The sequence below is a fragment of the Stenotrophomonas sp. HMSC10F07 genome (assembly GCF_001807895.1).
Taxonomy (GTDB): domain Bacteria; phylum Pseudomonadota; class Gammaproteobacteria; order Xanthomonadales; family Xanthomonadaceae; genus Stenotrophomonas; species Stenotrophomonas sepilia.
On sequence record NZ_KV791394.1, the window covers coordinates 1 to 18878 of the forward strand.

The following is an 18878-nucleotide window of genomic DNA, read 5'->3' on the forward strand; positions in this document are numbered from 1 at the left end:
GCCGGCACTACCGCAGGGATGGACACGGTCTCTGAAGGTTCTCTGCCGACCAAGGTCGGCACCCACCAAAGCGGTGCACGGGGTTGCCGGCCAGCGGCCGGCACTACTCCTCCAGGCTGGCGTTCCAGAACCCCTGCAGCACGCCGGGCGTGGTCGCCAGCGTCGCCAGTACCGCATCCAGTTCGCCGGCATCCACCGTGGTGGCATACAGCACCGCTTCGATTTCCACGTCGCGCTCGCCGAACGGGCGCTGGTCCACCGCGCGCACCGGGTACTGCGCCTGCTCAAGCAGCAGCAACAGCTGGTCCAGTACCTCGGCCTGCTGCTCGCGCTGGCAGACCACGTTGATCGCATAGGTTGCCTCGCTGAACGCTTCCGGCAGCGGCTGCCGCTGGATGCGGTTCACCACGGGCCGAAGCAAAGTATTGGCGGCCAGCACGAACACCGCGGCGAGCACTGCTTCGGGCAGCAGCTTGATACCGGCACATGCTCCCACCGCCGCCGATCCCCACAGGGTGGCGGCGGTGTTCAGGCCGGACACCTGCGCGCCGTCCTTCATGATCGCGCCGGCACCAAGGAAGCCGACGCCGGAGATCACATAGGCCACCACATGCAGCGGTGACGGTGGACCGCCGTACAGGTCATGGAAGCGCACTGCCAGATCGACGAACACCGCCGCTCCCACCGCCACCAGCGTGTTGGTACGCAGGCCCGCGGTGCGTTGCCGCAGCTGGCGTTCCAGGCCGATAACCGTGCCCAGCACGAACGCCACTGACAGGCTGATCAGCGAGCTGAGCGTTGCGCCGGCGTTGAACGCCGGCAGGTTCGGATTGATGTCCATTGTGTTTCTCCCTGGACAAAGCGGCGGGCGCTTACTGCCAGCCGTAACGACGGATGTAGAACCGCTTCAGCGCAGTGGTCAGCACCGCGTAGCCGAACAGGATCGCCACCAGGAACGGCCAGTAGCCGGCCGGCAGCGCCTGCAGCTTGAAGTAGCCGGCCAGCGGGCTCATCGGCAGGGCCACGCCAATGGCCATGATCAGGCCGGTCATCAGCAGCAGTGGCGGCGCGGCGATGCTCTGCAGGAACGGCACCTTCGGCGTGCGGATCATGTGCACGATCAGGGTCTGGGTCAGCAGGCCGACCACGAACCAGCCGGACTGGAACAGGCCCTGGTCGGCCGGCGTGCGTGCATCGAACACGTACCACATCAGCGCGAAGCAGCTCAGGTCGAAGATCGAGCTGATCGGCCCGAAGAACACCATGAAGCGGCCGATGTCCGCCGGGTTCCACTTCAGCGGCTTGCGCACCAATTCCTCATCCACGTTGTCGAACGGAATGGCGATCTGCGAGATGTCGTACAGCAGGTTCTGCACCAGCAGCTGCAGCGGCAGCATCGGCAGGAACGGCAGGAAGGCCGAGGCCACCAGCACCGAGAACACATTGCCGAAGTTGGAGCTGGCGGTCATGCGGATGTACTTCAGCATGTTGTTGAACGTGCGCCGGCCCTGGATGACACCTTCCTCCAGCACCATCAGGTTCTTTTCCAGCAGGATGATGTCGGCCGCCTCCTTGGCGATGTCCACCGCGCTGTCCACGCTGATGCCGATATCGGCTGCGCGCAGCGCCGGTGCATCGTTGATGCCGTCGCCGAGGAAGCCGACCACCTTGCCCTGAGCACGCAGCTCGCGCACCAGGCGCTCCTTGTGCAGCGGCGTCAGCCGGGCGAACACGCGATGGTGGTGCAGCGCCCGCGACAGCGCGCCGTCGTCCATGCGCTCGATCTGCGGCCCGGTCAGGATGGTGTCGGCGTCCAGCCCCACCTGCGCGCAGACACGCGCGGTTACCAGTTCGTTGTCGCCGGTGAAGACCTTGACCTCCACGCCATGCGCGGCCAGCGCCTGCAGCGCCTGCGCGGCCGATTCCTTCGGCGGGTCGAGGAACGCCACGTAGCCGATCAGGGTCAGGCTACATTCGTCGGCCTGCGAATAGGTGGTCCGGCTGGCCGCGGTCTCCTTCATCGCTACCGCCACCACGCGCAGGCCCTGTTCGTTCAGTTCCTCGGTGGTCTGCCGCACCCGCGCCAGGCGACGCTCGTCCAGCGGCATGTCCTGGCCGTTTTCACGCACGGTGCTGCAGACTGCCAGCATCTCTTCTACCGCCCCCTTGCAGATCAGCTCGTGGTGGTCCTCGCGCTCGGACACCACCACCGACATGCGGCGGCGCTCGAAGTCGAACGGGATCTCATCCACCTTGTGGTAGTCCTGCGACAGCCGCAGCGAACTCTGCAGCTCCACGTGCTCCAGTACCGCACGGTCCAGCAGGTTGATCAGCCCGGTCTGGAAGTGGCTGTTGAGGTAAGCGAACTTCAGTACGTCTTCCGAATCGTGGCCGAACACATCGGTGTGGCGCTCCAGCGCGATCCTGTCCTGGGTGAGCGTGCCGGTCTTGTCGGTGCACAGCACTTCCATCGCGCCGAAGTTCTGGATGGCGTCCAGGCGCTTGACGATCACCTTGCGCCGCGACAGCAGCACCGCGCCCTTGGCCAGGGTGGAAGTGACGATCATCGGCAGCATTTCCGGCGTCAGGCCCACCGCCACCGACAGCGCGAACAGGAACGCCTCGGTCCAGTCGCCCTTGGTCCAGCCGTTGATCAGCAGCACGAACGGCACCATCACCAGCGCGAAGCGGATCAGCAGCCAGCTGACACTGTTGACGCCGGCCTGGAATGCGGTGGGCGCACGGTCGGTGGCGGTGCTGCGCTGGGCCAGGGTGCCGAAGTAGGTGCGGTTACCGGTGGCCAGCACAATGGCGGTGGCCGTACCGGACACCACGTTGGTACCCATGAACAGCAGGTTGTGCTGTTCCAGCAGGCCGGCCAGGCCATCGCCCGGGTGCGCGAATTTCTCCACCGGCAGCGACTCGCCGGTCATCGCCGCCTGCGCCACGAACAGGTCCTTGGCATTCAGCACGCGGCAATCGGCCGGAATCATGTCGCCTGCCGACAGCACGATGTGGTCGCCGGGCACCAGTTCACGGATCGGCAGGTCCAGCAGGCGTGCCGGGCGACGGCTGTGCAGGCGCGCGCCGAAGTACTGGTCTGCCACATCCGCAGCCTCGGTGCCGGGATTGCGGCGCAGCACGCGCGCAGTGTTGCCGACCAGTGCCTTCAGCCGCTCGGCCGCTCGGTTCGAACGACCCTCCTGCACGAAGCGGATCAGCGTGGACAGCAGCACCATCGCACCGATGACGATCGTCGCCTTGATGTCCTCGGTCAGCCAGGACACCGCCGCCAGCACGGTCAGCAGCAGGTTGAACGGATTGCGGTAGCACTGCCACAGGTGGCGCCACCACGGCAGCGGCTTTTCGTGATCCACCTCATTGGGGCCGAGCGTGGCCAGTCGCTGCTCGGCCTCATGCGGACTGAGGCCATCGGCATGCGAGTCCAGCGTGGCCAGCAGCTCGGCTTCGTCCTGCTGGGCGAGCGTGACCAGGCCGGTGGTGAGCGCGAACGGCGCCGCTTCGGCGCTGCCCGGACCAAACCCGGCTTCGGGCATTGCGCGGCGGCGGAACAGGTTGCCTGCGCGACGGCTGCGCAGGAAGGCGTTGAACCAGGCGTTGAGCAGGCTCATGGGACGCTCCTCGAATGTCAGAGCCGGCCGCAGCCGGAACACGAACGGAATGGGTGAGACAGATCAGGCGTGGCGCATCGCAAGCACTGCCGGAGACCATGGCTGCATGTGCAGCCGCTGGCTGCCACCGATGCACAGTGGCTTCATCGCATCGCGCAGGGGATAGGGCAGATGACGCAGCACAGTGATGCGCTCGCTGATCGGCAGCAGCGACAAGGCGTCGGCCACCACGCGCGGCGAACCGAGCGACAGCGAACGGGCAAACATGACCGGGCCGTATTGCAGCAGCTGGCTGCGCAGGGCGGCAACATCGCGCTCGCCGATCAGGCGGCGCAGGGTGATGTAGAGGATCTTGTAGGACATGGGGGCGATCTCCAGGCAGGCGGCGCCTGGCGGTCCCCCGTCACTCAGGCAGGCAGGGACCGGCGGGCAGGCGCCAGGAACAGGCAACAAGCGGTGATCCGGGGTGCGGCGCACCCGGCAGGGTCGGGGTCCATCTGCGTCTCCATGAGGGAAAGGTGCCAGCCAGGGTTGCCCTGGCCAGTGGTGCTATTGTCCGCCCCTGAATGGGACAGGCCTAGAGACTCGTGGGTTAGCCCGGCTATACCTTGGTATAGCCGGGCATGCACAGCGCCAATCGAGGGTTCAGTGATGGATCAATGCGAAGCGCTGGTCTGCTTGCACACGTCGTACTCGCCACGGGTCAACGTCTTGTCACGGTCGGTATCGCAGGCATGCAGCCGTTCGGCCCAGTCCGGTGCTATTGCATCGACTTCCGCCAGGGTGACGATGCCGTCCTTGTCCCTGTCCAGCGACTCGTACGGCGGTATCAACTTCACTTCGGTGACGTCCTCGGCGGCGGTGGCCTTGCTCGCCTCCTGGGTCCTGGAACAGGCACCCAGCAGCAGGGCCGCACAAAGCGAGAGTGCAATGGGAAGGTAGCGACAAGCGATCATGGCGTGCTCCTGAAGAGAAGGCGGACTACCGGTGCGGTGGTCACGGCCGGATCTTCTGCGGGAGGCTGTAAGTGGGCTGCGAAGAATGGGGCCCGTGGACCGTTGCCGGTGGGTTGCCATTCACCGGGCCACGCAGCTACGACTGCGCGGAGACGCCTGGGCGAGGTGGCTCGACGGAGACGGCTCGGTAGAGTCGACTGCCAGTCGACGATCGCGCGCGGCGCGGGGCTTTCAGCTTCCTGCCAAGAGCAGTCGACTGACAGTCGACTTTACCTTCCTACGGTGGAATGCCGGCCAGCGGCCGGCACTACCCTCCCTTCAGAAGCGGTCGGCAAAGGCGTCCGTGGCCCGCACCAGCGCATCCACCGTGGCCGGCTCGTTCGCGCTGTGGCCGGAGGTCACCATCTCCAGCCGGGCTTCCGGCCAGGCCTTGGCCAGATCCCACGCACTGCGCGGCGGGCAGATGATGTCGTAGCGCCCCTGCACGATCACGCAGGGCAGGTGGCGGATGCGATCGATATCGCGCAGCAGCTGGTCCGGCTCCAGGAAGATGCTGTTGCGGAAGTAATGCGCTTCAATGCGGGCCTTTGCCAATGTGTCCAGCGGGTCGTCGGTGGATTGCGCATCCACGTCGTGCTGCAGGGTGGCCGCGTTGTCCTCCCAGCCCAGCCAGGCCTGCGCGGCTTCGATCCGGATCGCCACATCCGGGCTGTCCATGCGGCTCCAGTAGGCTGCGATCATGTCGCCGCGCTCGGCTTCCGGAATGTAGGCCTCATAGCGGTCCCAGCGCTCCGGGAAGATCCAGCGCGCACCGCCGTTGGCCTCGGCGAACCAGCGGTTTTCCATTTCGCGGCCGAGGAATACGCCGCGCACGATCAGGCCGGTGGCGCGCTCGGGATGCGCCTGTGCGTAGGCCAGTGACAGGGTCGACCCCCAGGAGCCGCCATAAACCAGCCAACGCTCGATGCCCAGGTGCTCACGTACCTTCTCGATGTCGGCCACCAGGTCCTGCGTGGTGTTGTCGCGCAGCTCGCCGAACGGGGTGGAACGGCCGCTGCCACGCTGGTCGATCAACACAATGCGGTAGCGTGCCGGATCGAAGAAACGGCGATGGGTGGGTGAAATGCCCGCGCCTGGGCCGCCGTGCAGGTACACCACCGCAATGCCGTCCGGTGTGCCACACTCTTCGACATGCAGCGTATGCAGATCGCTCACCGGCAGGGTGAACTCGCGGTAGGGTTCGATGGCGGGGTACAGGGTGCGCATGGCAGGTGTCTCACAAGCTGGGGCGGCCAGCATAGCGCCGACACCTGCGGGCTGCAGCGACGGGCTCCTGCTCGGCGCTGGAAATGGGCTGGCCGATGCGCATAAGCTTCCGCGATGCAAGCGACCACGACCGGGACGTCAACCTTCAACTTCACCCTCTGCAGCGGCACGCGCGAGCTGCTGAAGTGGATCGCACTGCTGGCCATGACCGGTGATCACGTGGCCAAGGTGGTCTTTGGCGGCTACGTACCGGTGGTCAGCGAACTGGGGCGCATTGCCTTCCCGCTGTTCGCGCTGGTGATGGCCTGCAACCTGGCCCAGCCCGGGGCCGACCTGCGCAAATCGATACGCCGGCTCGCGTTGTGGGGGCTGATCGCGCAGCCATTGCACGCATTCGCGTTTGGTTCCTGGCTGCCGCTCAACATCCTGCTGACCTTTGCCCTGGCTGCGGTGGCCGTTCATGCGCTGGCGAACCATCGGCCCGTTCTGCTGTTGCTGGCTGCCGGCGTGCTGCCGATGTTTGTGGATTACCAGTGGGCGGGTGTCGGCTGCGTGCTGCTGGGATGGATCGCGTTCAGGCATCGCGCGTGGTGGCTGCTGCTGGTCGGGCTCGCAGCGGTGTGCTGGGCGAACCACAACGGCTGGGCATTGCTGGCCGTACCGGTGGTGCTGCTGGCCGCGCGGGTGACATGGCCACTGCCGCGCTGGCGGTGGGCGTTCTATCTCTACTACGTCGGGCACCTGGCGGTGCTTGCTGCGTACGTGCTGCTGCGCGCCTGATTCGTCGCTGCAGGGTGGCGGCTATCGTCCCTGTCCGATGGAACGTGCTCGATCCTGCTTCCACGATGCGGTTTCCGGCCGCGTCTGCGGTCGCGCAACCACGCAAAGGAGCACTCCATGAGCATTGAACAGATCCTGTACACCGCCCAGGCCACCGCCGTCGGTGGGCGCGAGGGCCACGCCACCTCATCGGACAGGATGCTCGATATCGCGCTGTCCACGCCGGCAGAACTGGGTGGGACTGGCGGGACGGGCACCAACCCGGAGCAGTTGTTCGCCGCAGGTTACTCGGCGTGTTTCCTCGGCGCGCTGCGCCATGTCGCTGGCCACGAGGGTGTGAGCATCCCCGACAATGCTTCGGTTACCGGTCGCGTTGGCATCGGCCCGGTCAGCACCGGCTTCGCCATCGACGTCGCGCTGACCATCTCGTTGCCGGGCGTCGACAGCGAGCAGGCACGTGATCTGGTCAGCAAGGCCCACGTGGTATGCCCGTACTCGCATGCCACCCGCAACAACATCAACGTCGCGCTCATCGTAGCCTGACCCAACCGCCGCAGCGGGACGCGCCCGCTGCGGCCTTCGGGTTTATCCCGGCGCCATCCAGTCCAGTGGTGATGCCGCGAGAAATGCCTGCACCGTGCTGTACAGCGCGTCCGACTGTGCAGCGCTCCCATCCAGCCGGAACTCACCCAGCACGTGCAGGGTGCCGGCGCCGTCGTCATCGTTGCGATGCCCGGCAAGCAGCACCGGCACCCGCGCCAGTCGCGCAAGCCGCAACGGTGCGGGGTGACGATGGCCCGGCAGCGCGGAACGTACCATCAGCAGCGGATCCAGCAGCGCGATGATCGTGGCGCCACGTTGCAGCTGCCGCCAGCCCTGGGCGGGCATGGATGACGATCCGATGTCCAGGCGATGGCCCTGGCCCTGCAGTGCCGACAGGATTCGATGCTCGGCCGACCCTGGAGCGTGCGGGCAGCGGATGAAGTAGTGTGCCGGCGCACCCGGCCGGTCCAGCACGGCGGCGATGGCCAGTTCGACATCACCGGTGGGTAGCACGCAGACCACCCGGCGCCTGCCGGCTCCTGCTGCCCAGAGCGCCTGGGGGTCTTTCCAGGTGATCAGGCGCGCATGCCGTTTCACGGCGGGGAAGGGGAGTGAGCGCAGGTGGCGCAGGCGCATGCGCCGCAACCACGCATGTGCCAGCATGATGCTGCCCAGTCTGCTCGCCGTGCCGGCGGGCAGGCCGACCTGTTGCAGGGCGCTACAGGTGCGCTGGTAGCGACGGGTCTGCAGGCAGGATCCCAGCACGGCAGAGATCTGGCAGGCGACGCGCCGTTGCTGCGACGGTGACAGCAGGCGCGCGGCGAAGCCGCCCAGGCGCAGGCTGGCCTGATCGAGTGCATGCCGGCTGAGCAGCCGCAGCAGCCACCAGCGTTCGCCCATGCGTCGTGCCCACATTGCCGTCTCTCCGTGCCCTGCCGTTTCGAGATGACAGGGTTGCGGCGGGCGCAATGGACAGGAACCGGACAAGTACGAATTGTGGGTTGGCGTGAATGGTGGGGGGGGAATGCGACACCCCAAACCCCGAAATTGGACATCGTCCTACATCGACGCGGCCGCCGCCGCCGCATGCTGGCTCTCCTTTCAAGTTCTGCGAGCGCGCCGCGTCGCCTGTTGCCATGCCATCGTCCCGTCCAGCCATTGCAGCGTCCCTGTATCGCCTGCACGCCCGTGCCGGGGCGGGGCCGGCCGAAGGTGGCGAGCTGCAGGCACTGCGGCGCTACCCGCGGCGGCTGATGCTGGCCTGCGGGGCGGTACTCAGCCTGTTGTCGATCAGCGTGCTGGTCACGCTCATCGTGGTGCAGGTGAACGCCTACGAGGCCCGGCGCATTGCCGATTTCCGCCGTGCCCACAACGCGTTGCAGATCCAGCTGGCGCGACAGGACGCCAGCTATGCCCGCCTGGCCAACATGGCCGAGTACGCCTGGGGCCACGATGTACGGCTGGGCCAGTCCAGTTCCGATGCCATGTACCTGGCCTATCTGCAGGGTGGGCAGCGGTTGGTGGTGGTGGCTGACGACAGCAGCCGTCCGCAGATGGCGCTCGGCCTGCAGACACTGCAGTGGCAGCCGCAGGAGCTGAAGCGCTACCTGCAGCTGAGTGCCGCCGTCTCGTTGATCCAGCGCCTGACCCGAACCTCCGATGAAGGCGAGCCGGTGGGAGCGTCCTATTTCTTTGATCCCAGTGGACAGTATCTGTCACTGGACAAGGGGCTGACCGAGCGCAGCCTGGCCGACGCACTGGGCACGCGCTCGCGCGACGAGATCTTCGAGCACCTGCGGGCTCCTGCGCAGCTGCTGGCCCCCGCCTCGCTGCATGACCAGGTGCCGCTGCTGGAGAGCCTGGCACGCAGCGACGCACCGCAGCGCACCTTCGGCCGCCATCCGATCACCGGCCAAGCCTCGCTGGTGTCAGTGTTCCAGGCCAGCGCCGGAGATGCACCCATTGCCACCTTCGTTGCGTACGAACCGCTGGCGCGCTTGCAGGCGCTGCTTCGCCGCAACAGCCAGGGCCACCTGATGTTGCTGGACCGTGACGGCCTGCGCGTGCTCTCCAGCCACGAGGATGCACGTGATGTCAGCGGCGCCGACGCCGACTGGGTCCTGCTCGGCAATGCCACCCGCGCACGCTTCCACAACGGGCGCTTCACCCTGGCGCTGGCGGTGAATGGCACGCCCTGGACGCTGGTGGAAACCTACCGCTGGCGCGACATCCTGCGCGGTATCGCGCCGATGCTGCTGTCGGGCGGCGCCTCGCTGATCGCCGCGCTGGCCGTGCTGTGGATCTTCCTGCTGTGGCTGCACAAGCGCATGTACATGCCGGCGCTGCGCCAGGTCAAGGCGATCTACGCACGCGACCAGCGCCTGCGCCTGCTGCTGGACTATGTTCCAGTCGGGGTCGCGCTGCTGGATGCCCGCAGTGGTGAGGTACAGGACCTCAACAGTCCCCTGCAGCGGATGGACCGCGCCAGCGGTGGCCGCTTGATTCCACAGCTGCGCGCCGCGGTCGAACAGGCTGATCTGGCAGATGGCCCGGTCATCCTCGGCGGCGAGCTGCCGCTGGCCAGCGATCCGCAGCAGCGACTGTTCCACCGTACCCACGTCCACTGCGGCGGGCACGCGTGGCCGGGAGGCGTGCTGCTGATGGTGGAAGACATCAGCGACGACATGCGCGCCCTGCTGGCCGAGCAGGAACTGACCGCCGCCGCCGAATCACGCAGCCGCGCCAAGTCGAATTTCGTGGCAGCGATGAGCCACGAGATCCGCACGCCGCTGCACGGCATCATCGGCCATCTGGAACTGCTGGCGCGCGGGCCGCTGCCGCAAGAGTCGATGGAACGGATACTGCGCCTGCGCCAGTCGACCGATTCGCTCATGGACATCATCACCGACGTGCTGGACCTGTCGCGCATCGAGTCCGGCCAGTGGACATTGACGCCCGAGCGGTTCTCACCGGCGGCGATGCTCGAGCGGGTGGCGCTGCTGTATGCCCCGATGGCCAATGCCAAGGGCCTGCAGCTCGATTGCGTGGTGGGCGCCGACGTGCCGGAAGGTGCCGTGGCGCCGATGGCGGCGATCGAGCGGGTGCTGCGCAACCTGGCCAGCAATGCGCTGAAGTTCACCGCGTCCGGTCGCGTGCAGCTGGGTGTGTCATGCCGTCGCGAGGCCGCCCAGGCCTGGCTGCGTTTTGAGGCAACCGATTCCGGCATCGGCCTGAGCCAGGCAGAGTGCGACCGCCTGTTCCAGCCCTTCGTGCAGGCAGACACCACCATCCTGTCGCGGTTTGGCGGCTCCGGGCTGGGCCTGGCGTTGTGCCAGCAGCTCTGTGAACGCATGGGCGGCCGGATCTGGGTGGAAAGCACGCCTGGGGTCGGCAGCCGTTTCGCGTTCGAAACCCCGCTGGCGACCTCGGTCACGCAGGTCGCGGCCGTACCACTGGCAGGCCGGGTGGTGGGCCTGTTGGCCGCTGCCGGGCCGTGGCGCACCGAACTTGAGCGGCGGCTGCGCGGCTTCGGCGCACAGGTGGTCACACCGCAAGTGCTGGCACAGGCCCCATGGCTGGAACTTCCCGAGGAGGCGACGGTGGTGATGTTCGAGCCTGGCCCGGGTGAATGGGAGGGGGTGTTGCGCTCTGGCCGTGCGTGGGTGCGGGTCTGCCGCGAAGGTCCGCTGCGTCCGCAGTGGCAAGGGGAGGGGCAGGTGGTGTCCTGCTATGCCAGCGAATCGCTGTATCAGGCTCTGGTTCAAAGCGAGCCAGAACCGCCAGCCAATGTCGCAATCGGATAAATTGCATGGGCACCCACGTCAGGATCAATGTCATGGCAGGTTCCGGAACCGCGCCCACCGCAGGAAGCTCGGCTGCCGCAGCGCGCCTGGACGACCTGCGCCGCCTGCGCAAGCGTCTCCTCATCGGCGGCGGCGTCCTGATCACCGTGCTGGTGTTGTTGGCGGCTATCGTCAGCTCCATCGCCGACGTGGAAGAGTTCCATGGCCGTGAACGCCAGTCGTTCATGGAAGCCCGGGCCGCGATGGACTACTTCCTGTTCCAGCGTGACCGCGCGTATGCCACGGTGGTCAACGGCAACGACGTGCTCTGGCGCGACCAGCGCCCGGTCCTGCAGCACGCCGGCGCCGCGCTTGCAGAACGCTTCCATGCGCAGGGCGAGGAACTCCTGGTGCGTGCCGAGGGCCGCACGGCCGTGCCGTGGCTGGTGCTCGGGCTGCAGGACAACCCGCTGCCAGCGCACGAGCTCAGTGCCTATCTGGGCATGATCGAGGTCTATTCGGCCTATACCGCCGATTCGATCACCTCGCAGGAGGCGCCGGGCTCGGTGACGGTCTATGCCTACGAGCCGCAAGGGCGGTTGCTGGCCGTATCCAATCTGCGCGATGAGGCGCAGCTGCTGCAGACCCTCGGCGTGGCCACGCGCCAGCAGGCGTTTGCGCGGCTGCTGCGCGACGAGCCCGACGTGCGGCGGCTGGCGCCGCGGCCCGGCCCGATCCGCTCGGCATCGCGCGAGGGGCGGCTGCGCTCGCACTTCGCGGTGAACCCCTTCAACGGCCAGGCCTCGCTGGTCGGCACGGTGACCATGGCCGAAGGCACCACGCCGTACTTCCGGCGTGTCGTGTTCGAATCCACCGATACCATCAGGGCACGCCTGGAGGCGCGTGAAGAGGGCCGCTACCTGGTGGCCACCGGCGACCATCGCGTCGTGCTCAGCAGTGGCGGGCTGACCGGCGACGAGCAGGCGCTGGCATTGGCCGCCGTGGCCAGCGGCCTGGGCACCCGGCCGGTGCGCCACTATGCGAACGGCCGCTTCATCCTGGCCTGCGCGCTGCCCGGCGTGGACTGGACGCTCAGCCATGTCTACGACTGGTCCGATATCTGGCAGGCGCAGGGCAACTACCTGTTGATCCGCTGGATCAGCGCGCTGCTGATCATCGCCCTGCTGTGGTGGCTGTTGCGCCGTATTGACCGGCGCGTGTTCGCGCCGGCGCTGGCCGATGCGTCGCGGGTCTACGAAAGCGAGGCGCTCAGCCGCGCCATCATCAGCACCGCGCCGATCGGCTTGGCGCTGCTCGCGCGCGACAATGGTCGTCCGCTGCTGGAGAACGACACCGCACGGCAACTCGTGCAGGTCATCCAGCATGACAGTACGGCGGAGGGCGAGGTGGCGCCGCTGTACGCGCGCCTGGCCGAGGCCGGGCGCGGCGTGCAGGGCGACGAGGCACTGGACCTGCACTGGGCGGCCGATGGAGGCAATGCAACCCAGCTTCAGATCAGCCTGGCGCTGGCCAGGTATCACGATCAGGCGGTGTGGGTGTGTGCGCTGCGCGATGTCACTGCGCAGGTGGAGCTGGAAGAGAACCTGCGTCGCGCACGCGAAGACTCCGAAGCGGCGCGGCAGTCGGCGGAAGCCGCCACCCGTGCCAAGTCAGCCTTCGTGGCCACCATGAGCCACGAGATCCGCACGCCGCTCAATGGCGTGCTGGGCCACCTGGAGCTGCTCGGCCGGTCGCCGCTGCAGCCGGGCCAGCGCGAGCGGCTGGACCGCATCCGTTTCTCGGCCGATGCGCTGATGCGGATCATCAGCGACGTGCTGGATTTCTCCAAGATCGAAGCCGGGCAGCTGGATGTCGAGCTGGCGCCGTTCCCGCTGCGGCCGCTGATCGAGAGCGTGGCGCTGCTGTACGCGCCCGACGCACTGCGCAAGGGCGTGCGCCTGTACTTCGCGGTGGAGGCGCCGGCGGGCCAGGACTGCATCGGCGATGTGCACCGGTTGCGCCAGATCCTCAACAACCTGGTCAGCAACGCGGTGAAGTTCACCGCCTCCGGCCGCATCCTGCTGCGTGCGGAGCTGCTGATCGACGGCGCCGCCCCGCAGCTGCGGGTGCAGGTGGTGGATTCGGGCATCGGCATGACCGACGAACAGGCCCGGCAGCTGTTCCAGCCCTTCCAGCAGGCCGATGCCAGCGTTTCGCGCCGCTACGGCGGCAGCGGCCTGGGCCTGGCCCTGTGCCAGCAGCTGGCACAGGCGATGGGCGGCCAGGTGTCGGTGCAGAGCACGGTAGGCGTAGGCAGCAGCTTCACCCTGCAGTTGCCGGTGCGCACGCAGGCTGCCACGGCGCCGCTGCCGCAGCCACTGCGTGGGCGTCGTAGTACCCTGCTGTCATCGTCTCCGGAATGGCGCAGCGAGTTCGAGCGACTGTTGGTGCAGTGGGGTGCGGCAGTCACCGTACTCGATCATCCGCAGGCCGGGACCGGCGGCGACGTGCTGCTGATCATCGGCGATCACCGCCCGTGGGATCGCGAGGAAGAACGGCAGCTGGCCAGCGCCCATCACCATGCCGTGCTTGCGCATGCACAAGGCCCGTTGAATCCCGAGCAGCGTGGTGACTATACCGAGGTGACCTGCTACGCCAGCGACGCCCTGCTGCTGGCGATCGGCGCCGACGAACCCATCATGCCGGCACCGCAACCGACGCGTGCCACGGCGGTGGACGCGCGCGGGCGGGTGCTGCTGGTGGAAGACAATGCGGTGAATCGCGAGCTGATCCAGCAGCAGCTGGAAGAGCTGGGGTTTGCCGTCGATGCGGCCGAGGACGGCCGCGCAGCACTGGCGATGTGGCAGGACGATACCTACCTGGCGGTGCTGACCGACATCAACATGCCGGTGATGGATGGCTACGCGCTGGCGCGCGAGCTGCGCAGCCGGGGCCACTCGCTGCCGATCCTGGCGATCACCGCCACCGCGCTGGCCAGTGAGCGCGAGCGCTGCCTGGCGGCCGGCATCGACGACCTGCTGCTGAAGCCATTGAACCTGGACCGGCTGGAAGCCGGGTTGAGCAAGGTGCATGCGCGCACGCCGCGCCCGGTGGCATCGGGCATTGCCGCCGGTGGCCGCAGGGTCTCCGCCGCGATCCGGCGCATCTTCGTCGAGACCGGCGACAAGGATCTGCAGGCCATTGCCGAGGCGCGCGCAGCGAACGACCCGCAGCGCCTGCTGGAGCGCGTGCACGCGTTCAAGGGGGCACTGCAGATGCTGGGCGAAACACTGTTGGCCGAGCAGTGCGGGGCGGTGGAAGCGGCATTGCGTGACGGCGTGCCGGTGGCCGACGCCACGTTGGATGAACTGCAGCAGGCGCTGCACGTCCGGCTGGAGGAGTACCGCCAGGCTCTGGAGGCGCAGCCATGAGCGGCCGCCCATGCCGCCGCGCGGCGGCGTGCTCAGCCTGCCGGCGCATCCAGGCCCAGGTCCGAGGCGAACTTCAGCAGTTCCGCATCGCGCTCCACGCCCAGCTTGCGCATGGCGTTGATCTTCTGGGTGCTGACCGTCTGCTTCTTGCGGCCCAAGCGCTCGGCGATCTCGGCCACGCTCAGCCCCGAAATGAACAGCGCCACCACTTCCTGCTCGCGCTCGGACAGCGCGGTCACGCGGCGCACTTCCTTGCGCTGCAGCAGCTCGGCCACGCTGGGCGAGAGATAACGGCGATGCGCGTACACCGCCATCACCGCTGCCTGCACGTGGTGCAGGTCGTCGCCCTTGCTGAGGATGCCGGGCACGCCCAGCGCATCCAGGCGGTTGAGCAGGCTGGGCTGTTCCAGGCCGGTCATCACCACAACGCGCAACTGCGGGAAGTGCGTGCGCAGGTACGCCAGCAGCTCCAAACCATCGCCGTGGATGCCGCCCGGCATCGCATAGTCGGTCACCAGCACGTCGCAGGGCTCGCGTTCCAGCAGGGCCACCAGGCCGGTGGAATGGGTCGCCGCGCCAATGCAGTGGATCGCAGGCGCCTCGTCCAGCGCCGACTTCACGCCAAGGCGGATGACCGGATGGTCGTCGGCAAGTGCAACGCGGATGGCGAGCTGGATCATGGAATGGGAGGTCCGGTCGTTCGGGAAATGGCTGGCCGTACAGCAGGAAAACATACGAACCGCTTCAAGGAGCATGCAGCATGAGCATCCGCATTGTCATCGCCGATGACCATCCCGTCATCCTGGCCGGTGTGCGGGAGGCGCTGGGCGAAGTGCCGGACATCGACGTCGTGGCAGGCGTCGAGGATTCTACGGCATTGGTCGAAGCGCTGGGCAGGTTTCCCGTGGATGTCGCCGTGACCGACTACTCGATGCCCGGTGGCCAGTATGGCGATGGCGTGGCGCTGGTCGGCTTCCTGCGCCGCCGCTTCTCGGCCGTGCCGCTGGTGGTACTGACCAGCGTGGGTGGCGCACAGGTGTTGGCCAGCATCCGCAGGGCAGGGGTGTCGTGCATCGTGTCCAAGGCTGACCCTATTCCAGAGCTGGCCGAGGCCATTCGTGCGGCGAAAGAGGGACGGCCCTATCTGTCGCCGGAGATCGAGCGCCAGTTGGGCAGCGCGACCATTGAACAGGCGGTGCTGACGCGCCGTGAGGCCGAAGTAGTGCGCCTGATCGCCGAGGGCAAGACCCAGAAGGAGATCGCCCAGCAGCTGCAGCGCAGCCGGCAGACCATCAGCACGCAGAAGCATTCGGCGATGCGCAAGCTGGGCCTGCAGCGCAGCGCGGAAATCTTCGAATACGCGCTCAACGAAGGCATGGTGTCGGCATCACAGGGGGCGCGTCTGGCACGTGGGCCGCGCAGGAACGACGATGACTGAGCATGCGGAAATCAGGCGTTGTCCGATGGAAACGGCCGATCAGGCGGCTAGGGTGGAAGGGCCAAACCCACCTGCCGACGGAGCCGCCGTGTCGCGCCTGCTCGATGTACGCATCGCCGCATTGATGTCCAGCTTTTCCAGATTGTCGCCGCATGGCCAGAAGCGGTTCCTGGATCTGTTGAATGTCTACATCTATGCATCGCCGGCGCAGCGCAGGCAGCTGCGCAGCACCTGGCCGGACGTGGTGATCGAGCCATGCGGCTGCCTCGAAGACGCGCCGCAACCGCAAGCCCGCAACTCCACCCGCTGACGATTCGAACTGGATCGAGGGCGACCTCGATCGCGTCCACCTCACATCGGCAGCGAAGTAGCTGGCGAGCGTGTGGATAGTCGGGACCCTGTACGAAGATCTTGTCTCTCTGCCGGTTGCCGACGCCCCGCAGACGTCATTCCTCAGGCGGAGGAACTACGATTGATCCTCGTACTCTGATCGTTGGACGGTCAGCACTGGTGGGTTGGTCAGGAGGTGGGGTCTGTTCGACAACCCGCAACGGGCGCCCAGTACGGATGACGCCGTCATGTAGTTGCCAGTACACGGCATCGATGGCGATATCTATCAGATCAGCAATCCAAGCCGTGATCGCTGCGCCCACATTCGGCCGATCAACACCACTCTCTTCATCCCGGCACCCGTCCGCGGAAAGTCACTGACCTTCCGCGATGGAGCCACTCGGCGTCGCTGGGTCTATCAGGCCTGCTGATCGATCAAGGACGGGGAGGCGAGGCCTGGCAGGTCTCGCTTCGCTTTCGGCGAGCCGAGCATGAGCGCGTGGTCAAAATCGTACTCGTCAGGCAGCAGCAATGCGCTGCCCGGCGCATGGTTGTGGTCGCCGCTCCGTACGTGCCCGCTGGGCACGGAGCGGCGTCCCTCAACTGAAACCACGAGACCTCATGATTTCCCGCAAGCTCCTGTGTGCTGCCACCCTGCTGTGCCTGGCACCGTTCGCCGCCAGTGCCGCCGAAGCCCATCTGACCCCGAAGTCCAACGGTGGTAGCGGCGCCATGCCGTCGGGCTATTCCAAGCTGTTCTTCGAGATCGCCGACAATGACTTCGCGCCGATGCTGACGTTGCCGGCCAATCCGCGCGATCTCGATGACGTTGTGCTGACCTCGATGGCTGATCGCCGCGCCAGCATGCTCGATGCGGCGGGCACCAGCGTAGCCGATCTGGTCTATATCCCGGTGTCGCCGTTGAGCAGCTACAATCTCTGGAAGTCCAACTCGCTGGGCCGCTGGATGACTACCCCCTACGGTGCGGATGCGACGCGCATCGTGCTCAACAAGGGGGCTCACGCACAGGCACCGGCCATCACGCAGACCTTCGTGGATCTGCATGTGACCCGGAACGTTTCCAGCGTCGGCCTGCCGCCGCATGCACCGGCGCGTGCGGTGCTTGGCCTGGTGAACTACACCCAGAACGACGTGACCATCAGTGGCCCGGAACTGGCCGGTGGCATTCAGACCTGCGCCGTCGCACAGACCTGCGCCTTTGTTTTCGATGGGGGCGATGGCCGGTGGCATCCGCGCCGCGGGCGTGCCCACTTCCAGCCGACCACCGAGCAGCTGCCCAAGCTGGCGCAGCGCTGGACCGACATCGTCCTGCAGGGACCTGCCGAAGACGTGAACACCCCGTTGTTGATGATGCTGCCGGTTGAGGCGGTCGACGGCGACGTGCTGCAGATCCGTGACGTGTCGGACTCGCGCGCGTATCGCATCAATGGCACCACGGTGAAGTCGACACCGTTGACTTATCGCTACAACGCCAGCGAGGGCCGCTGGGGTAGCCCGGAGCGCTGAATCACCAGCAGTGCAGGGCGCCAGCCCTGCACTGCCAGATCGCCGGACCGCGCGCCTGGCGGCGCGTGCGGTCCGCGCAGCAAGGTGGATCTGGTGTGATGTGAAGGCTGAGTGAAAATCGTACTCGTCAGACAGATGTACCTGTCTACGGTCGGCATCGTTGCATGTACCGCATCACCTGCTTCGGGCAAGGGCAGCGTGCGGCAACCCTCAACTGCAACCGCGAGACATCATGATTTCACGCAAGCTCCTGTGCAGCGCCGTGCTGGCCTGCATTACCCCGCTGGCCGCTTCGGCTGCCGAGGCCTACCTGACCCCAAGCAAGAACGGCGGCACGGGTGATCTTCCGTCCGGCTACACGAAGGTGTACTTCGAGCTGTCGAACGACGACTGGACCCAGGAGATCAAGCTGCCAAGCAATCCGCGCAGCGGCGATACCGTTGTGCTGAGTTCGCTGGCCACAGCGGGAAGCCGCCTGCTCGCTTCCGACACTGCGTTCTCCCATCTGGCCTATGTTCCGGTGCAGCCGCTGAGCAACATCGAGCTGGCCTGGAGCAGCGGCAGCAAGCGCTGGGAAGTGACCGGGGGCTTGTCTGCGCGCACGCTGCTTGGCCAGAACGTTCCGGACTTCCAGATCCCGAGCACCGACCACGTCGTCACCCAGATGGACCTCTGGGACGGCTATCACGTGGGCACGCTGTCGTTGCCGGACACCGCCGAACGTGGCGCCGTCCTTTCCATCAGCAACCGGGCCACCTGGGGCACGACTCTCACCGGCGCACAGCTGGCCGAGGGCCACGATCAGGTCTGCCCGGGCAGCAGCGAGTGCAGCTTCGTCTTCAACGCCGATGGAAAGTGGCATGCGCGCCATGGGCGCAGGCATTTCCAGCCGACCCAACCGCAGTTGCCGGTGCCGGCGCAGCGCTGGACTGACATCGTCATCAGCGGCCCAGCGGAAGACGTCATCACGCCGATGCTCATGAGCCTGCCGACGGGTGGCATCCACGGCGACATCATCCAGTTTACCGATGTGTCCAACTCCAGGGCCTACCGTGTTGGCGGGTACGGCATCGATGGCAAGGCGAAGACCTTCCGCTACAACGCACGTCTCGGCACCTGGGTGCAGCAGCCGCGCTGAGTAGAGGCGCAGTGCGTGTTGCGCACTGCGCATTGACCGGAGTACTGGAGAACCC

15 protein-coding genes are annotated in these 18878 nt (G+C 66.8%); 8 read left to right on the plus strand and 7 right to left on the minus strand.

The window, feature by feature from the left end:
* Positions 1-103 precede the first annotated feature (103 nt).
* The 5 genes from HMPREF3114_RS11465 to pip all read right to left on the minus strand — a co-directional run bounded on the left by HMPREF3114_RS11465 (position 104) and on the right by pip (position 5854).
* Positions 104-841 carry an MgtC/SapB family protein gene (locus HMPREF3114_RS11465; protein WP_005416700.1) on the minus strand — a complete coding sequence of 246 codons (738 nt, stop codon included), beginning with the start codon at positions 839-841 and terminating at the stop codon, positions 104-106.
* A gap of 31 nt (positions 842-872) precedes the next feature.
* Positions 873-3632, minus strand: coding sequence for a magnesium-translocating P-type ATPase (mgtA, locus tag HMPREF3114_RS11470; RefSeq protein WP_070489823.1), 2760 nt, complete (start codon positions 3630-3632; stop codon positions 873-875).
* 63 nt (positions 3633-3695) lie between these two features.
* Positions 3696-3995: a hypothetical protein gene (locus HMPREF3114_RS11475; RefSeq protein WP_005416698.1), complete on the minus strand. Its 300-nt coding sequence runs from the start codon at positions 3993-3995 to the stop codon at positions 3696-3698.
* A gap of 293 nt (positions 3996-4288) precedes the next feature.
* A complete protein-coding gene (locus HMPREF3114_RS11480) occupies positions 4289-4588 on the minus strand; it encodes an EF-hand domain-containing protein (protein ID WP_053500233.1) in 300 nt (99 codons plus the stop codon).
* 318 nt (positions 4589-4906) lie between these two features.
* On the minus strand, positions 4907-5854 hold the full coding sequence (gene pip, locus HMPREF3114_RS11485) for a prolyl aminopeptidase (protein ID WP_053500232.1): 948 nt from the start codon (positions 5852-5854) through the stop codon (positions 4907-4909).
* A gap of 114 nt (positions 5855-5968) precedes the next feature.
* Between pip and HMPREF3114_RS11490 the strand changes: the two genes are divergently transcribed.
* Positions 5969-6634 carry a TraX family protein gene (locus HMPREF3114_RS11490; RefSeq protein WP_070489824.1) on the plus strand — a complete coding sequence of 222 codons (666 nt, stop codon included), beginning with the start codon at positions 5969-5971 and terminating at the stop codon, positions 6632-6634.
* 117 nt (positions 6635-6751) lie between these two features.
* Complete coding sequence (locus HMPREF3114_RS11495; RefSeq protein WP_005416694.1) at positions 6752-7177, plus strand: organic hydroperoxide resistance protein; 426 nt, start codon at positions 6752-6754, stop codon at positions 7175-7177.
* A gap of 42 nt (positions 7178-7219) precedes the next feature.
* On the opposite strand, the gene HMPREF3114_RS11500 is transcribed toward HMPREF3114_RS11495, so the two are convergent.
* Positions 7220-8092, minus strand: coding sequence for a hypothetical protein (locus HMPREF3114_RS11500; protein ID WP_070489825.1), 873 nt, complete (start codon positions 8090-8092; stop codon positions 7220-7222).
* Between the two features lie 221 nt (positions 8093-8313).
* On the opposite strand from HMPREF3114_RS11500, the gene HMPREF3114_RS11505 reads away from it, so the two are divergent.
* Both HMPREF3114_RS11505 and HMPREF3114_RS11510 read left to right on the plus strand, forming a co-directional pair.
* Positions 8314-10980: a sensor histidine kinase gene (locus HMPREF3114_RS11505; RefSeq protein WP_070489826.1), complete on the plus strand. Its 2667-nt coding sequence runs from the start codon at positions 8314-8316 to the stop codon at positions 10978-10980.
* A 32-nt stretch (positions 10981-11012) separates the two neighbouring features.
* Positions 11013-14390 carry a hybrid sensor histidine kinase/response regulator gene (locus HMPREF3114_RS11510; RefSeq protein ID WP_070489827.1) on the plus strand — a complete coding sequence of 1126 codons (3378 nt, stop codon included), beginning with the start codon at positions 11013-11015 and terminating at the stop codon, positions 14388-14390.
* A 32-nt stretch (positions 14391-14422) separates the two neighbouring features.
* Here the strand turns inward: HMPREF3114_RS11510 and HMPREF3114_RS11515 are convergent, their stop codons facing one another.
* A complete protein-coding gene (locus HMPREF3114_RS11515; protein WP_070489828.1) occupies positions 14423-15070 on the minus strand; it encodes a response regulator in 648 nt (215 codons plus the stop codon).
* 80 nt (positions 15071-15150) lie between these two features.
* Here HMPREF3114_RS11515 and HMPREF3114_RS11520 point away from each other — a divergent pair, with 80 nt between their 5' ends.
* The 4 genes from HMPREF3114_RS11520 to HMPREF3114_RS11535 all read left to right on the plus strand — a co-directional run bounded on the left by HMPREF3114_RS11520 (position 15151) and on the right by HMPREF3114_RS11535 (position 18823).
* Entirely contained in the window at positions 15151-15828 is a 678-nt protein-coding gene (locus HMPREF3114_RS11520; protein WP_070489829.1) for a response regulator, read from the plus strand.
* Positions 15821-16138, plus strand: coding sequence for a hypothetical protein (locus HMPREF3114_RS11525; protein ID WP_141750812.1), 318 nt, complete (start codon positions 15821-15823; stop codon positions 16136-16138). The genes HMPREF3114_RS11520 and HMPREF3114_RS11525 overlap by 8 nt, the downstream gene beginning before the upstream one ends.
* Before the next feature lie 641 nt (positions 16139-16779).
* Positions 16780-17685 carry a hypothetical protein gene (locus HMPREF3114_RS11530; protein WP_070489830.1) on the plus strand — a complete coding sequence of 302 codons (906 nt, stop codon included), beginning with the start codon at positions 16780-16782 and terminating at the stop codon, positions 17683-17685.
* 232 nt (positions 17686-17917) lie between these two features.
* The gene (locus HMPREF3114_RS11535) at positions 17918-18823 is read left to right on the plus strand and encodes a hypothetical protein (protein ID WP_053500916.1); all 906 of its coding nucleotides are present in this window, start codon (positions 17918-17920) and stop codon (positions 18821-18823) included.
* Positions 18824-18878 lie beyond the last annotated feature (55 nt).

What these genes read in the sequence shown, in the direction of transcription:
- HMPREF3114_RS11495 (WP_005416694.1), top strand. Translation starts at nt 6,752, where the DNA reads ATGAGCATTGAACAGATCCTGTACACCGCCCAGGCCACCGCCGTCGGT.
- HMPREF3114_RS11500 (WP_070489825.1), bottom strand. Translation starts at nt 8,092, where the DNA reads ATGTGGGCACGACGCATGGGCGAACGCTGGTGGCTGCTGCGGCTGCTC.
- mgtA (WP_070489823.1), bottom strand. Translation starts at nt 3,632, where the DNA reads ATGAGCCTGCTCAACGCCTGGTTCAACGCCTTCCTGCGCAGCCGTCGC.
- HMPREF3114_RS11490 (WP_070489824.1), top strand. Translation starts at nt 5,969, where the DNA reads ATGCAAGCGACCACGACCGGGACGTCAACCTTCAACTTCACCCTCTGC.
- HMPREF3114_RS11475 (WP_005416698.1), bottom strand. Translation starts at nt 3,995, where the DNA reads ATGTCCTACAAGATCCTCTACATCACCCTGCGCCGCCTGATCGGCGAG.
- pip (WP_053500232.1), bottom strand. Translation starts at nt 5,854, where the DNA reads ATGCGCACCCTGTACCCCGCCATCGAACCCTACCGCGAGTTCACCCTG.
- HMPREF3114_RS11535 (WP_053500916.1), top strand. Translation starts at nt 17,918, where the DNA reads ATGATTTCACGCAAGCTCCTGTGCAGCGCCGTGCTGGCCTGCATTACC.
- HMPREF3114_RS11520 (WP_070489829.1), top strand. Translation starts at nt 15,151, where the DNA reads ATGAGCATCCGCATTGTCATCGCCGATGACCATCCCGTCATCCTGGCC.
- HMPREF3114_RS11515 (WP_070489828.1), bottom strand. Translation starts at nt 15,070, where the DNA reads ATGATCCAGCTCGCCATCCGCGTTGCACTTGCCGACGACCATCCGGTC.
- HMPREF3114_RS11510 (WP_070489827.1), top strand. Translation starts at nt 11,013, where the DNA reads ATGGCAGGTTCCGGAACCGCGCCCACCGCAGGAAGCTCGGCTGCCGCA.
- HMPREF3114_RS11480 (WP_053500233.1), bottom strand. Translation starts at nt 4,588, where the DNA reads ATGATCGCTTGTCGCTACCTTCCCATTGCACTCTCGCTTTGTGCGGCC.
- HMPREF3114_RS11465 (WP_005416700.1), bottom strand. Translation starts at nt 841, where the DNA reads ATGGACATCAATCCGAACCTGCCGGCGTTCAACGCCGGCGCAACGCTC.
- HMPREF3114_RS11530 (WP_070489830.1), top strand. Translation starts at nt 16,780, where the DNA reads ATGATTTCCCGCAAGCTCCTGTGTGCTGCCACCCTGCTGTGCCTGGCA.
- HMPREF3114_RS11525 (WP_141750812.1), top strand. Translation starts at nt 15,821, where the DNA reads ATGACTGAGCATGCGGAAATCAGGCGTTGTCCGATGGAAACGGCCGAT.
- HMPREF3114_RS11505 (WP_070489826.1), top strand. Translation starts at nt 8,314, where the DNA reads ATGCCATCGTCCCGTCCAGCCATTGCAGCGTCCCTGTATCGCCTGCAC.